We start from the raw sequence: 14,078 nt of genomic DNA, 5'->3' as shown, positions 1-14,078 counted from the left end.
GGTGGGGCGCGTCAGTCCCGCGGGCCGGGGACGGGCAGCAGGATCAGCGTCGCGTCGTCGTCCTCGGGCCCGTTGCCGTCGGACCGGTATCCGGCGGCCGCGAGCCAGGCGCCGTCCGGCGACACCGCCACGCCGAAGAGCGAGTCGTCGGAGCGATCGAAGCTGTAGAGCCGGTGGCCGCTCGCGTCGAAGGTCGCGTCCGGGGCGCCGTTCGGGTCGTACACGGCGATCATCGCGTCGACGTTCCCGGTCGCGGGGGTGGCGCTGCCGACCATCACGACGCGATCGTCGGGGAGGACGAGGAGGTTGCGCCCGCGGTCGTTGTCGCCGGCCACGTCGAGCACGATGCCGCCGCCCACGCCCCAGGAGGCGTCGAACCCGCCCGTGGGGGTGACGCGGAAGGACACGAGATCCACGGCGCCGCTCTCCTCGGCGCGCCCGTAGCCGGTGGTCACGTACTTCCCGTCGGACTGGCGCGCCGCGCCGTAGGCCTCGGCCATGCCGACCGGGAACGGCGAGAGCCTCGCGACGCCGTCGGAGGAGAAGGTCGTGTCGGGGGTGCCGTCGGCGTTCAGCCGCAGCAGCACGATCTGGTTGCGGCCCCCCACGTTCGTGTAGCCGGAGGAGACGATCTTGCCGTCGGCCTGCACGAAGCCGTTGCGCGGGTTGTCGCCGAGGTTCAGCCCGTCGACGTCGAGCGTGTGAACGCCCTCGGTCGCGAAGGTGGTGTCGAGATCGCCGTCCGCGGTGAGCTTCACGATCGCGCGGTCCCGGTCGGCGCGGTCCGCCGCCTTCTTGCTGGCGAACAGGACGAGCGCGTCCTCGGCGTCGCGGTCGACGCCCCAGAGCAGGTCGCCCGTGTTGCCCTCGCCGGCGCCGAGATCGACGATGGCGACGCCGTCGTTGCCGAAGGTCGTGTCGAGCGTGCCGTCGGCGTTGAGCCGGACGACCGCGAGATCCGCGTCGGACGGCGTGGCGCTCGGGTCGTGCTCGACGTTGCCCGCGAGCACGACCTTGCCGTCGGACTGCACGACGATGCCCCGCGCGGTCTCGGTGGTCCCGCCCTCGACGACGTTGACCCTCGCGATGCCGTTCGTGCCGAAGGTCGTGTCGAACGAGCCGTCGGTGTTGAAGCGCGCCACCGCCATGTGGGTGTCGCCGCCGACGGCCACGTGCCCCGCGGCGTAGGCCCTCGAGTCGGCGTCGAACGCGACGGCCCAGAAGCGGTCGTCCGCGGCCTCATCGAGCGCCACGACGCCTGCGAAGCCGCTCGCCCAGGGCTCCTCGCCGGTGCCGCCGCCGCCGTCGCCGCCGCCAGCGCCACCGTCGCCGCCGCCAGCGCCGCCAGCGCCGCCGTCGCCGCCGCCAGCGCCGCCGTCGCCGCCACCAGCGCCGCCGTCGCCGCCGCCAGCGCCGCCGTCGCCGCCGCCAGCGCCGCCGTCGCCGCCGCCAGCGCCGCCGTCGCCAGCGCCGCCGTCGCCGCCGGTACCGCTGCTGCTCGTCGAGGTGGCGCCGCCAGCGCCGCCAGCGCCGCCCGTGCCCAGCGTGTCGTCGGTATCGTCACCGCACGCGGCCACGCCGCCGAGCAGCAGGCACCAGGACAGTCCGAACGTGGCGAGCGCCGTCCGCGGCGCGGACAGCGAGGTTCTCTTCGCAAGCATGATCGACGGCTCCCTCATGATGTTGATAATGAAAGTCGTTTACCGAGGATAGCTGTTTTCTGCCAGGGTGACGTTCCTGTCAAGACATTCCGCTACACCCGCCCCGTCGAGGCCTGGATTCGCGGGATCCTTCAGGAACGGATCTCCGCGCTGCCTCCGCCGCGCGGCGATCGTCCGAGCCGCTCGGCGGAGCGCGAGCCACGCCGAGCGCGGAGGCCAAGCGATGGGCGGCGCGTCGGCTCACGGCATCTGGGGGCGCGACGTCGAGCGAGCCCACGAGCGCGGCGTCAATTTCTTCTACCGGGGCTCGTACCGCACGCCCGAGTTCGGCGCGGCGCTCCGGTGCATCGGCGCGTGCGATCGCGAGCGCATCCGGGGGGGCATCCAGACCTACGCCGGTGGCCCTCGGGCATCGGCAAGTCGCTCGACAAGGGGCTGCGCGAGCCGAGCTCGGCCCGCCGCAAGGCCCTCAGGGCGGCTGATCCAGCGCGCCGCGGGAGCGCCGGCAGCGCGCGGACCCCGCGCCCGTCGGGTCAGAGCAGGGTGAGGAGCCGGCGGGCGCGGACCTCGGCCGCCTTGATGAGGTGCTCGGACTCGGTCTCAGGGAGCTCGAGCTTCTTGCAGAGCGCGGCGATGTACTGCTTCTCCGCGTCGTGCTGCTCGCCGTCGACGAAGGTGAGCAGCACCGCGTGCTGGAGCAGCGCGCGGCGCTCGTCGCCGCCGAGCTCGGCGAGGGGCACGTCGTCCAGGGTCTTCTTCTCGGCGGCGTAGGCGCGGATCTCCTTCGCCTGCTCCTCGTTCGCCTCGAACGCCGCGATCAGCCCCTCCACCATCTCGCGCTCGGCGTCGTGGAACTCGCCGTCCGCCCACGCCACGCTCACGAGCGATTTCACGATCGCCATGTTCATCTCTTGCATGGCGACGAGTGTCGTCGCTCCTCCGGGGCAGCGTCAATCGTGAGGGGGCGGCGTCCCCGCCTCCGCGCGCGGCACCGCGTGGAGCGCGCCGCGCGCGAGCGGCTCGGCCAGCGAGGCGAAGAGCCCCGGCCGCAGCGTCCCGACGATCAAGGCGCAGAGAAGCGCGATCGCGACGAGCGCGAGCCACAAGGACAGGCCCCGCCGCCGCGGGGTCACGAGGGGCGCAGGCGGCCTGCGGTCCTCGTCGAGCGCGGCCGGCCCAGCGCCGGGCGAGGCGTCCTCGGACGGAACGGGCGGCCTCGCCGCGGCGAGCGGCGAGACCGCGCTGGAAGCCGCGAGCGCCGGGATCGCGGAGAGCGCGGCGACCGGCGGGGGTGTGAGCGTGGGATCGAGGCCCGCGAGCGCCTTCATGCTGCGCGCGGCGCGGCGCTGCGCGCTGTGCTCCGACTGCGCCGCGAAGCGTGCGACGAGCTCGTCGACCCGGGACGGGCCCGCGCCGTCGGCCGGGGGGCGCGTGCTCGGGGATCGCCGCGAGGCGCTCCACACGATCGCGTCGATGGGATCGAGGCCCGCGGGGCACGGCTCCTCCACCGGCGCCACGTCCGCGGGCGGCGCTGCAAGGGACGCGGCGGACGGAGCGTCGTCGCCGCGCTGCGCGGGGATCGGCCAGGGCAGCGTGTGCCGCGCGGCCGGCGTCTCCTCGACCGGCGCGAGGCTCGCTCGCCGAGGGGCGGACGCGACGGCGACGTCGCTCCGCTGGAAGAGGGGCCACCCGCCGTAGGCCGGGGTGACCTGGAGCGCTGATGCGGCCTCGAGCAGGACCTGGATGGCGGGGGCGCGCGCGGTCTCGACGGCGTCCGCCGGGGGATCGGTCGCGACCTCGGAAGCGTCGGCGGCGGGAGCGCCGGCCACGACGATGGGAGCCACGGTGGCTGCGCTGGGCGCCTCAGCGGGTGCATCGGCGACGACGGCAGGAGCCTCGGCGACGACGGCAGGAGCCTCGGCGACGACGGCGGGTGCATCGGCGACGACGGCGGGCGCCTCGGCGACGACGGCGGGCGCCTCGGCGACGACGGCGGGCGCCTCGGCGACGACGGCGGGCGCCTCGGCGACGACGGCGGGCGCCTCGGCGGCGACGGCGGGTGCCTCGGCGACGACGGCGGGTGCCTCGGCGACGACGGCAGGAGCCTCGGCGACGACGGCGGGCGCCTCGGCGACGACGGCGGGCGCCTCGGCGACGACGGCGGGTGCATCGGCGACGACGGCGGGCGCCTCGTCGACAACGGCAGGCGCCTCGGCGGGGGCAGCGAGGACGTCGGCGGCGCTCGTGGCCGCGGCACCGGCGGCAGATTCCATCTCCGCCCACACGGCGGCGGCCACGGTCGGCGTAGGCTCCTGCGAGAGCGGCGCGACGACGCCGGGATCTGGCGAGAATTCGACGAGGATCGACTGCGTCGGCGTCGGTTCCTGGGATGGCGGCACGACGCCGGCGGGGGCAGGGGAGAGCTCGACGAGGAACACCTCGATGCCCTCGGGGCTCGTGAGCGCTTCCCGGTACGACGCCGCATCGAGCGCAGCAGCCGCCGCCGACGCGAGCGCCACGCGCTCCTCGGCACCCGCGACGGCCGCCACCGCGGGAGCGGGCGTCGCGACGGGCGCGATCGGCGCCACGGGCGCGATCGATCGCGCTGGCTCGATGAGCTCCGGGATGGCCGGGATCTCGGCCGGCGCCCCCGCTGCCTCGATGTCCACCACCGCCGCCTGCACGACCGTGGGCGTCGGCTCGGGGACTGCCTCGACCAGCGCGTCGACCTGCGTGGCGTGCTCCGGCGATGGCGCCATCTCCGGAGACGGCGCGCTCGCCTCGGCTGCGGCAGCGGTCCCGGCGACATCGCCCGCGATCGCAGGGGCCGCAACCGTCACGCCGGCGGTCTCGCACGCGACGAGCCCGGGGCTGAGGGTCAGCTCCACGACCGCCGGAGCGACCGGCCCAGGGCTGAGCGTCAGCTCCACGATGGCGGGCGCGCGCGGCGCGACGGCGACCTCGCCGCGCGCCGTCGCGGCGACCTCGCCGCGACGGCGCGCCGCCGCTGCCGCCTCGTCGCGGGCCGCCGCCGCCTCGCCGCGGGCCGCAGGCGCCGCCGCCTCGTCGCGGGCCGCAGGCGCCGCCGCCTCGCGCGCCTCCGCCGCCGCCGGCCTCGCCTGCGCCTCCGCGCGCGCGCGCCTCAGCCGGCCGGCCTCCCTGGCGCGCAGCGTCTCGCGGGCGAGCCGCGCCAGCGCGCGCCGAGCGGCGTTGCGGTTCACCGGGATCAGCGCGGCCTCGAGCTCCCGCGCGACCGCGTCCGGGTCCCGCTCCGACCCGGCGCGCGGGCGCGCCGTCGCCGCGAGGTTCGGCATGCTGCCGGCGGACACCGCGAGCAGCCGCGCGAGCAGGTCGCGCAAGAGCCGCGCCGCCTCGGCGGGCGCCACCGGCTCGCCGCGCGTGCGCACCGTGACCGTCCCCTCGGTCGTGAGCAGCACCGCGCGATCGTCGAGCCGCAGCGGCAGCCGCGACGTCGCGTCGCTCACCGCCAGCGCGAGGTAGCCCGACGTCTCCGGCACCAGCGACGCGCACCGCGCGTGCGCCGCCGCGAGGACCTCGTCCAGCGTGACGCAGGCGCTCACGAGCGCCCCCGCGCCGCCGCCGCGCCCGACCCGCCCGCGCGCGCCGGCCTGACCGGCACGCCCGCCGCCTCGAGGTACGCCTTCGCCTCGCCGATCGTGTACTCGCCGTCGTGGAAGATCGACGCGGCCAGCGCCGCGTCGGCGCCGCCCTCGACGAGGCCTGCGCGAAGGTGATCCAGCGTCCCGACGCCGCCCGACGCGATCACCGGGACCGGCACCGCCCGCGCGATGGCCGAGGTCAGCAGGAGGTCGTACCCGTCGCGCGTGCCGTCGCGGTCCATGCTCGTGACGAGCAGCTCGCCGGCGCCCGCGCGCGCGATCTCCTCCGCCCACGCGACGGCGTCGCGCCCCGTGTCGCGCCGGCCGCCGTGGGTCACCACCGTCCAGGCCACGCGCGAGGGATCCGCGACGCGGCGCGCGTCGATCGCCACCACGATCGCCTGCGTGCCCCACCGGTCCGCGGCGCGCCGCACGAGGTCGGGATCGTTGACCGCGGCCGTGTTGATCGCCACCTTGTCGGCCCCCGCGTGGAGGAGCGCCTCGATGTCCTGCTCGGACTTGACGCCGCCTCCGACCGTCAGCGGGGTGAACAGCACGTCCGCCGTGCGCGCGACGACGTCGAGGATGATGCCGCGCTTCTCGTGCGACGCGGTGATGTCGAGGAACGTGATCTCGTCCGCTCCCTCGGCGTCGTAACGACGGGCGGCCTCCACGGGATCGCCGGCGTCCCGCAGCCCCACAAAGCGGACGCCCTTCACGACGCGGCCGTCCTTGACGTCGAGGCACGGGATGATGCGCTTCGCGAGCATACCGTCCGCGTTAGCGTACCTGCCGCGCGCGGGCCAACTGTTGCGCGGCGGCGACCCGCCGCCTGGGCCCCCGAGCGCGCCCGCCCGCGCGCCCGCGCGATGCTCAGGCGCATGCCCGCCCGCGCGCGCCACGCGATTTCCATCGGCGGGGCCGGCCCCGCCGCGCGGACCGGAGCGCCCGGAGCCTGACCGCGCCGCGGTTCCTCGCTACGATGGCGCCCATGCACTGCCCGCACTGCGGGAAACCCATCCCCGAGAGCTCGGCCGCGTGTCCGCATTGCGGCGCCGCGCTCACGCCGCCGGGCGGCTCGGGCCCCCACGGCTCGAGGCCCGTGGCGCGCACCATGGTCGGCGTCGCGCTCCCCGAGCTGCTCCGGCAATCCACGCCCGCCCCGGCCGATCCGTTCGCCCCGGCCCCCGGCAAGGCCGCGCTGCCGCCGATGGCCGGCGCGCCGGGCGCCGGCTCGCGCACGCTCGTCGGCATGCCCGCCGCGGTCTTCGGCCCGCCGCCCGCGCCGGCGGACCCGCGCCTCGCCGGGGGCACGCTCGTCGTCGGAACCCCGGCCATGGGCGCCGCGGCAGCGCGCCTCGACGCCGGCGCCGCGCCGCCCGGCGCGCGCCTCGACGCGCCCGCGGCGCACCACGCCCCGCCGGGCGCGCCGCCCCTCGACCACACCGTGCCGCTCGCGCCGGGCCTCGCACCGCCGCGCGCCCCGGCGCCGCCGCCGTCCGCGTCCCGCACCCTCGTCGGCGTCGCCCGGCCCGGCATCGCGCCGCTCGCGGCCGGCGCGCCTTCCGCGTACGAGCCAGCCCCCGGCGCCCCGGCGCCGTTCGCCCCCGATCCCGAGCTCGACGCGCGCTACCAGCCGGCGGCCGAGCTCGGCGCCACGATCGCCCCGGTCCGCGTCCGCGCTCCGGCGCTGCGGAACCCGGCGCTCATGCACCCGCAGCGCCTGAACCTGAAGCAGCGCCTCGGGCCGCCGCTGCCCGCCAGGAAGCGCGCGCGCACCTCGCGCCGGGCCGTCGCCGTCGTCGCCGCGGGCGGCGTGCTCGCGCTCGGCGCGGTGCTCTTCGCGCTGCTCTGGCCGAGCGCGCCCCCGGTCACCGCGCGCGCCCGCGCCGATGCCGGCGGCCGCGAGGTGATCGAGCTCCGCTGCGAGACCTGCCCCGACGGCACCGCCGTCTCCATCGGCGAGGGCCGCGCGACGATCGCCGGCCGCGTCGCCCACATCCCGCTCGCGAGCCCGCTCTCCGTGGGCGACAACCGGATGAAGGTCGCGATCGACCGCCCCGGCAACGGGCGCGACGAGACGGTCGGCGTCTCGATCCACGTCGCCTACCGCATCCGCCCCGACCTCGGCACGCTGCAAGGGGAGCGCCCGTCGATCCAGGTCGTCGTCGAGGCGAGCACCGGCACGCAGGTCGTCCTCGACGGCAAGGAGGTCGCGCTCGCGAGCGGCCGCGCGATCGAGGCGATCGACGTGACCGAGGCGGTCACGGGGCAATCGGACGAGGCGAAGACGCTGAGCCGGCAGGTGCCGTACACCGTCACGCCGCCCGACGGCCCGCGCGAGCAGGGCATGGTGAGCGTGGCGGTCGGCATCGTCCCGCTCTTCATCGAGGCGCCCGGGCCGAGCGTCGTCATCGACAAGGAGAGCTTCGTGCTGGCCGGGCGCACGGCGCGCGGGGCGCAGCTCCTCGCCGGCGCGCACCCGATCGCCGTGCGCCCCGACGGCACCTTCGCGCACGTGATGAACGTCTCGTCCGTCGGCGCGACCCAGTTCGAGGTCCGCGCCAAGATGCAGGGCATGGCGCCGCGCATCGCGAAGATCGCGGTGCGCCGCGTCGACCGGCTCGACACCGCCGCGAAGGAGTTCGCCGCCAGGAGCCCCCTCGGGTACGCCGCGCTCGCCGCTGGCGGCGCGGATCTCCTCGGCAAGCCCATCGCGCTCGCCGGCGAGGTCCTCGAGACGCGCCGGCAGGGGTACTCGACGCTGCTCCTGCTCTCGGTGTCGCCCGCGTCCGGCTGCAAGGAGGGCACGGCGACCGCCGCGCCGCGCGCCCCGGGCGCGTGCAAGGTCCGGCTCGTCCACGGCGCCGAGAACCCGGCCCAGCGCGGCGACGTCCTCACCGCCTACGGCACCGTCGCGCCCCCGTTCACGGCGCCGGACGGCGCCGTGATCCCCGAGGTGTCTGTCGAGTTCACCGTGAAGGGCGCCCGGTGAGCGCCGCCCGCGCGACAGATCGCGGCCCGCGCCGGCCGCCCCGCCTGTGGCGGGCGGGCCTCGTTGCGGCCGCGGCCCTGCTCCCCGCCGCGGCGCCGCTCGCCCTCGCCGACGCCGTGGACACGAGCCGGCCGCACACCGTCGTCGTCGGCGCGCCCCGCGGCTTCGCCCCGAGCGAGCGGGTCGACGCGCGCCGCACCGGCCGCTCGGCGGCGAGGCTCCCGTTTCCAGCGCGGGAATCCTGGAGGAGGCAGCTCCGCGGCGGCATCGACGCGGCGCCGCTCGCGGACGAACGCGGCGACCTCATCCTCACGCTGACGGTCCCCGAGGTCGTCAAGCTGGGCGCGGACGGCCGCGAGCGCTGGCGCGTGCGCATCGGCGACAGCGCGCCGCTCGCGCCCGCCGTGCTCACGAGCGACGGCACCGTCGCGATGATCACCTCGGCCGGCCTCGCCGTCGGGCTCACGCCCGCGGGCAGCGTGCGCTTCGCGGTCCCCCTCGGCCTCCGCGGCCGCGACGCCGACGTGACGCCGCTCGCGCTGGACGACGGCGGGCTCGTGGCGGCCGCGGGGCGCTCGCTTGTCGAGCTCGCCGCGGACGGCAGCGTGCGCGCGCGCGCCGACATCCCCGAGCGCGCGACAGGCGCCCTGCTGGCGGGGCCGGAGGGCACGCTCGTGACCACCGAGTCGGGCGCGGTGCTGACCTGGCGTCCTCCCAGCGCGCCTCGCCGGCTCGGCTCCCTCGGCGGCCTCCCCCGCCGCGGCGCCGCGCTGGCCGACGCCCGCACGCTGCTCGCGGTGGTCGACGGCCGCCGCCTCGTCGCCCTGGATCTGCCCACCGGGACCACCGGGGTCCGCCTCGGCAGCGCCCTCGGCGCGCTCGACGGGCCGCCGGCCATCGGCGCCGGGGGCGTCGCCGTCGTCCTCGCGGCCTCCGGCCTGCTCGTCGGCGTCGACCCCTCGGGCAACGAGGCGCTCCGCGGCGTCCTCGACCGACCTCCGCCCGCGTCGCCCGCGGACGCCGGCGCCTCCGGCCTCCTCGGCCCGCTGGACGCGAAGCCGAGCCCGCCGGTCGTCGTCGATCGCGCCGGCCGCATCGGCTTCGCGCGTGCGGGCGGCCGCGCCGGCGTCGTCGAGGCGGACGGCAACGTCTCGATCGCCGCCGAGCGCCTCTGCTCCACGCCCGTCGCCGTCGTCCCGGCCGGCGAGGAGCGCATGGCGATCGCCTGCCGCGACGGCACCGTGGTGATGCTGGCCCGCTAGAGCAACAAACGGGTTGAACCCGCCTGAAACGAGCAGAACTTCGAACCGCCAAGACGCCAAGACATTGTCTTCTTCTTGGCGTCCTCGGCGTCTTGGCGGTTCATTTCTCGCTCGCTCAACGTGATTGATAGTTGTTCTAGGCGCTGACGTTCGCCCCGGAGAGCCTGGCCCCGGCGCCCCCGCGACCGGCGACGCGCCTGGCCGACGCGGCGCCGGGCTACTGCTCCCAGTCCACTGCGTCCGGGCTCCACTTCTTCCAGGTGTCCCCGCTCTGATGGAACAGCTCCGACGGCTCGCCCCGGGGCGTCTTGACCGTCTTGAACCGCTCGATCGTGATCTGCTCCTCGAGCGCGGCGGCGTCGGCCTCCTCGTACAGGGGCTCGGCGAGCGCGCTCTCGGGGAGCTGGTACATGGTGACGACGAACTCGTCGGCGTTCGCCTCGGCGATGCAGAACCCGTTTCTGTCGGGCTTGCAGAAGGCGAGGTGGGGATTGATCTTCGTGCCTTTGTTGACGAGGTGCGTCTCGATGGTCTCGGCGATGTTCCCCGCTTCGGGGGCGTCCTTCAGCGGGTGGCTTGCCACCTGCTTCGCCAGCGTCGCGCGGAGCGTGGACGCCGCCACCGCAGCGCCGGCGAACTCCACTATCTTCGTCGTGGGGGCGGTGTCCACCGCCGGCGTCCCCGCGAGGAAGGCGCCGAGATCACCCGAGATCGCCACCGCGTTGCCGCGGTTGGCGAGCGCCGTGATGATCTCGTTCCGCTGCGCGCGGAAGCCGTCCCAGCCGTCGGAGCGCAGGTAGTAGGGCCGGTTGAGCGGCTCGGCCGTCGACATCGTGAGATCGATGGCGAGCTGGGAGATGCAGCACGAGCTCCCCCACACCGTCCATGTGCTCTCCGACTCGTCGATCGTGTCCTCGAACCAGGCCTTCTGCGCTTCTCCCATGACCTGGGCGTCTCCGGCGAGCTGCGACACCGCGTCGAAGGCGTCCTTGAACACGAGGTAGCGCGACCCGAGCGCGCTGAAATAGTCGGTCTTCCCGAGGTCGGCGTAGGAGATACCGCTATCCATGAAGCCCATCGAGGTCCTGTCGATGAGGGGCAGCGGCTCTCCTTCCCGATGCTCGTTCAGTATCGGCACCATCTCGTTGATGTAGGTGGCGCTGATGATGCGGGGCCCCTCGCCTTGCTTGTACCCGAAGTTCGGGTCGAATCCGAGCGTGGGCGCGATGGCCTCGAGTGCGTCTCTGTAGTCTTTGTACTCGTCGTCGTCGATGTCAGCGTAGCGGCTCGCGTACGGGGGTATGGTCTCCCCGAGCAGAGCCTGGATCGACGACTGGTCCATCACGATCTTCCCGGGGAAGGCGTCCTCCGGGATCAGGTGATCCGCCCGGTACGAGCGGAGATCCGTCATCACGAGGTGGACGTGCTTCCCGAAGGTGAAGTCCCGGTAAATCGAGATGTCCTCCGGGTACTCGGCCGACCTGTCGTAGCGGAAGCCGTCGCCCGCCCGGTAGTCGACAGGCATGTACTCGAACCAGGCCTGATTTGCCGCCTTGCGGCGGTCCTTGTCCTCCTCCTGATCTCGGCCGTTGGTATAGGTGGCTGTCGCGCCGTGGCAGTCGTCGGAGAACTCGTGATCGTTCCAGATGACGATCATGGGAAAGCGCTCGTGCAACCGCTGGAGCGCCCGGTCGCTCCGGTACGTCCTGTAGAGCTCCCGGTAGTTGTTCAGCGACCTCGCGGCGTGGACCTCGACGCCCTCCGCCGGCTCCAAGGTGATGGCGCCGCTCACGTCGGAGAGGGCGACCTCGCGCTGCGGCGCGGGGAGCGGGGCGCTCGGATCCCCTGTCGTCTCGTGGATGTAGTCCCCGAGGTGGACGATGAAGTCGATCGGCTGATTCGCCAGGGCTGCGAGGGCGTTGAAGTAGCGACCGACGTAGTCCTGACCCGACACGAAGGCGAAGCGCACCGGCACGTCCGCGTCGGGCGCAGGCGCCGTCCGCGTCCGCCCGACGCGCGAGCTGAAGCAGCCCTCTGCTGTCGTGTAATAGAACCGGTAGTAATACGTGGTCCCGGGGCTCAGGCCGCTCACCTTGACCTTGACGCAGTAATCGAACTCCGCCCGGGCCGTCACGGGGACCCGCGTGCTGCCCGCCCCTGCGGTGGCCACGTTGCTGGAGGCCAGCTTGAGCTCGACGAGCTGGGTGAACGCCTCGTCGAGCGCGACGACGAGCGCCACGGCGAGATCCGTCTTGTGGCCGCCGCCTGCGACCCGGGTCCACAGCACGACGCTGTCCGGCTTCGGGTCTCCGGAGGCCACCGACTGGGGGAAGAACGAGTCGTTCTCGGACACGTCGCACGCGCCGGGCAACCCCTCTTCCTCGGAGCAAGCCGTCGGCACCACCACCGAGCCAGCGGTCACCAGGGTGGCGCGAAGAAAGTCTCGGCGTCTCATCATCGACTGAAGTCCTCTCAACGACGGATACACCCCGAGCGCGGCGCACGCAACGGCGGCGCCGGGGCCGCCTGCCGCGCCGCCCGCCCGTCGGCTCCCGGGCTCGCCCGGGTGGCGCGCCGCAGCATGGCGCCTTCGCGCGGAGGGCGCGAGCGCTACTTGACGTGCCCAGTCAGGCGGCATTTCGTGGTCGTCGGACCTGCCGAAAGCACCCCATGTTCCAGACGACCCTCTCCCCTGAAGCGCTTCGCGGCGCGCTCTCGCGCGTCCGCAGCGGGCATTCTGCGCCGGGACGCGCCGGCGCCTGCGGCGCGTTGACCGCGCGCCAGCCGGTCCACACCGTCTACGGCGGTGCGCACCTGTTCAAGGCCGACACGGCCCGGAAGCTCGGGGCGGTGGCGCTCGCCGCGCTCGCGGAGCACGCGCCCGACTTCGCCGCCTTCGCGCGGGCGCTCGGCCTGCCGGGGGCGGACGAGCTCCCCGAGGGGCGCGCCGAGGCCCTCGCCCTCGCGGCCGCGATCGACGCGGGCGAGGCCCCGGCGGGCGCTTCCGGGCCGGCGCGGCTCGCGCGCGCGGTGCACGCGCGCGTCCTCGACAAGCTCGCGCGCGAGCCCGTGGAGGACCTGCGCATCGATTTCGAGGACGGCTACGGCGTGCGCCCCGGCCACGAGGAGGACGCGCACGCCGCCGCGGCCGCGCGCGAGGTCGCCCTCGGCATGGCCGCGGGCAGCCTGCCGCCGTTCCTCGGGATCCGCGTCAAGTCGCTCGGCGAGGGGTGCGCCGAGCGGAGCCTCCGCACGCTCGACATCTTCCTCTCCACGCTCGCCGCCGCGTCGGGCGGCGCGCTCCCGCCCGCCTTCGCTGTGACGCTGCCGAAGGTGGCCGCGCCCGAGCAGGTCTCCGCGCTCGCCGACGGCCTCGACGCGCTCGAGCGCGCGCTCGGGCTGCCCGCAGGCGCGACCCGGATCGAGCTGATGGTCGAGACCACCGCGTCGATCTTCGGCCCCCGCGGCGAGGTCGCCTTGCCCGGCCTCGTCGAGGCGGCCCGCGGCCGGTGCGTCGGGGCGCACTTCGGGGCGTACGATTACACCGCGAGCTGCGACATCACCGCGGCGCACCAGCACCTCGCCCATCCGGCGTGCGACTTCGCGCGGCACGTGATGCAGGTCGCGCTGGCCGGCTCGGGTCTCTGGCTCTCCGACGGCGCGAGCAACATCCTGCCCGTCGCGCCGCACCGCGCGCGGCCGGGCGGCGCGCCGCTCACGGCGCAGCAGGCGGAGGACAACCGGCGCGCGGTGGTGAGCGCCTGGCGGCTCAAGTACGGCCATGTCCGGCGCGCGCTCGAGGGCGGCTACTACCAGGGGTGGGACCTCCACCCCGCGGAGCTCCCGGCGCGCTATGCCGCGGTCTACGCCTTCTTCCTGGAGGGCGTCGACGCCACGGCCGAGCGGCTGCGGAGCTTCATCGAGCGGGCCGCGCGGGCGACCGTCGCCGGGACGGTGTTCGACGACGCCGCGACGGGGCAGGGGCTGCTGAACTTCTTCCTGCGCGCGGTCAGCGCGGGCGCGATGACGGAGGGCGAGGCGGCGGAGCGGACGGGCCTTGCGCCGGACGAGCTCGGGGAGCGCTCGTTTCATGCCATCGTGGCGCGCCGGAGCGCGTGATAGGAGGGAGCCGCGGAGGACGGCATCGCGGGGATGCCCGCGCCGCGGGGAGGATCGATGAGCGCGATCACGACGCACGTGCTGGACACGTCGCGGGGCCGCCCGGCGAGCGGCGTGCTGGTGGTGCTGGAGGTCGAGGACGGCGGCGCTTACCGGGAGGTCGGGCGCGGCACGACCGACGACGACGGCCGGCAGCGAGGCCTGCTCCCCCCGGGCGAGCGGCCCGTCCGGGGCACTTACCGGCTCACGTTCGACACGGGTGCTTACTTCGCGGCGCTCGGTTGCGAGAGCTTCTATCCCACCGTCTCGATCCTCTTCGAGCTCCGGGACCCGGCGCAGCACCATCACGTCCCGCTGCTGCTCAGCCCCTACGGCTACACCACGTACCGCGGCAGCTGAGCGCTCGGCAGCGCGAGTTCAC

The 14,078-nt window shown here is 75.2% G+C and carries 9 protein-coding genes; 4 read left to right on the top strand and 5 right to left on the bottom strand.

Features of this window, described 5'->3' with window-relative positions; translation table 11 throughout:
- Positions 1-11: 11 nt before the first annotated feature.
- The 4 genes from WMF24_RS31255 to hisF form a co-directional block, all read right to left on the bottom strand.
- Positions 12-1,661 (bottom strand): delta-60 repeat domain-containing protein, encoded by a 1,650-nt coding sequence (locus tag WMF24_RS31255; protein ID WP_437731074.1) that lies wholly within the window; start codon positions 1,659-1,661, stop codon positions 12-14.
- A gap of 533 nt (positions 1,662-2,194) precedes the next feature.
- Positions 2,195-2,578 (bottom strand): DUF533 domain-containing protein, encoded by a 384-nt coding sequence (locus WMF24_RS31250; protein ID WP_437731073.1) that lies wholly within the window; start codon positions 2,576-2,578, stop codon positions 2,195-2,197.
- 33 nt (positions 2,579-2,611) lie between these two features.
- Positions 2,612-5,242, bottom strand: a complete 2,631-nt coding sequence (locus WMF24_RS31245) for a hypothetical protein (protein WP_437731072.1) — start codon at positions 5,240-5,242, stop codon at positions 2,612-2,614.
- The gene (hisF, locus tag WMF24_RS31240) at positions 5,239-6,051 is read right to left on the bottom strand and encodes an imidazole glycerol phosphate synthase subunit HisF (protein ID WP_437731071.1); all 813 of its coding nucleotides are present in this window, start codon (positions 6,049-6,051) and stop codon (positions 5,239-5,241) included. The genes WMF24_RS31245 and hisF overlap by 4 nt, the downstream gene beginning before the upstream one ends.
- A 221-nt stretch (positions 6,052-6,272) precedes the next feature.
- On the opposite strand from hisF, the gene WMF24_RS31235 reads away from it, so the two are divergent.
- Entirely contained in the window at positions 6,273-8,276 is a 2,004-nt protein-coding gene (locus WMF24_RS31235; RefSeq protein ID WP_437731070.1) for a zinc-ribbon domain-containing protein, read from the top strand.
- Complete coding sequence (locus WMF24_RS31230) at positions 8,273-9,538, top strand: hypothetical protein (protein ID WP_437731069.1); 1,266 nt, start codon at positions 8,273-8,275, stop codon at positions 9,536-9,538. Before WMF24_RS31235 ends, WMF24_RS31230 begins: the two co-directional genes overlap by 4 nt.
- A 217-nt stretch (positions 9,539-9,755) precedes the next feature.
- On the opposite strand, the gene WMF24_RS31225 is transcribed toward WMF24_RS31230, so the two are convergent.
- Positions 9,756-11,996 (bottom strand): alkaline phosphatase D family protein, encoded by a 2,241-nt coding sequence (locus WMF24_RS31225; protein ID WP_437731068.1) that lies wholly within the window; start codon positions 11,994-11,996, stop codon positions 9,756-9,758.
- A gap of 212 nt (positions 11,997-12,208) precedes the next feature.
- Here WMF24_RS31225 and WMF24_RS31220 point away from each other — a divergent pair, with 212 nt between their 5' ends.
- Positions 12,209-13,657, top strand: coding sequence for a DUF6986 family protein (locus WMF24_RS31220; protein WP_437731067.1), 1,449 nt, complete (start codon positions 12,209-12,211; stop codon positions 13,655-13,657).
- A gap of 57 nt (positions 13,658-13,714) precedes the next feature.
- Positions 13,715-14,056 carry a hydroxyisourate hydrolase gene (gene uraH / locus WMF24_RS31215; protein WP_437731066.1) on the top strand — a complete coding sequence of 114 codons (342 nt, stop codon included), beginning with the start codon at positions 13,715-13,717 and terminating at the stop codon, positions 14,054-14,056.
- Positions 14,057-14,078 lie beyond the last annotated feature (22 nt).

Origin of the sequence: Sorangium sp. So ce1335 (assembly GCF_051521615.1) — a bacterium.
GTDB lineage: Bacteria > Myxococcota_A > Polyangia > Polyangiales > Polyangiaceae > Sorangium.
The sequence above is the reverse complement of the archived record's forward strand: the minus strand, read 5'-3'. Positions and strand labels throughout refer to the sequence as shown.

Coding starts and splice junctions, on each gene's coding strand:
- WMF24_RS31255 (WP_437731074.1), bottom strand. CDS start 1,661: ATGCTTGCGAAGAGAACCTCGCTGTCCGCGCCGCGGACGGCGCTCGCC.
- WMF24_RS31250 (WP_437731073.1), bottom strand. CDS start 2,578: ATGCAAGAGATGAACATGGCGATCGTGAAATCGCTCGTGAGCGTGGCG.
- hisF (WP_437731071.1), bottom strand. CDS start 6,051: ATGCTCGCGAAGCGCATCATCCCGTGCCTCGACGTCAAGGACGGCCGC.
- WMF24_RS31235 (WP_437731070.1), top strand. CDS start 6,273: ATGCACTGCCCGCACTGCGGGAAACCCATCCCCGAGAGCTCGGCCGCG.
- WMF24_RS31225 (WP_437731068.1), bottom strand. CDS start 11,996: ATGATGAGACGCCGAGACTTTCTTCGCGCCACCCTGGTGACCGCTGGC.
- WMF24_RS31220 (WP_437731067.1), top strand. CDS start 12,209: ATGTTCCAGACGACCCTCTCCCCTGAAGCGCTTCGCGGCGCGCTCTCG.
- uraH (WP_437731066.1), top strand. CDS start 13,715: ATGAGCGCGATCACGACGCACGTGCTGGACACGTCGCGGGGCCGCCCG.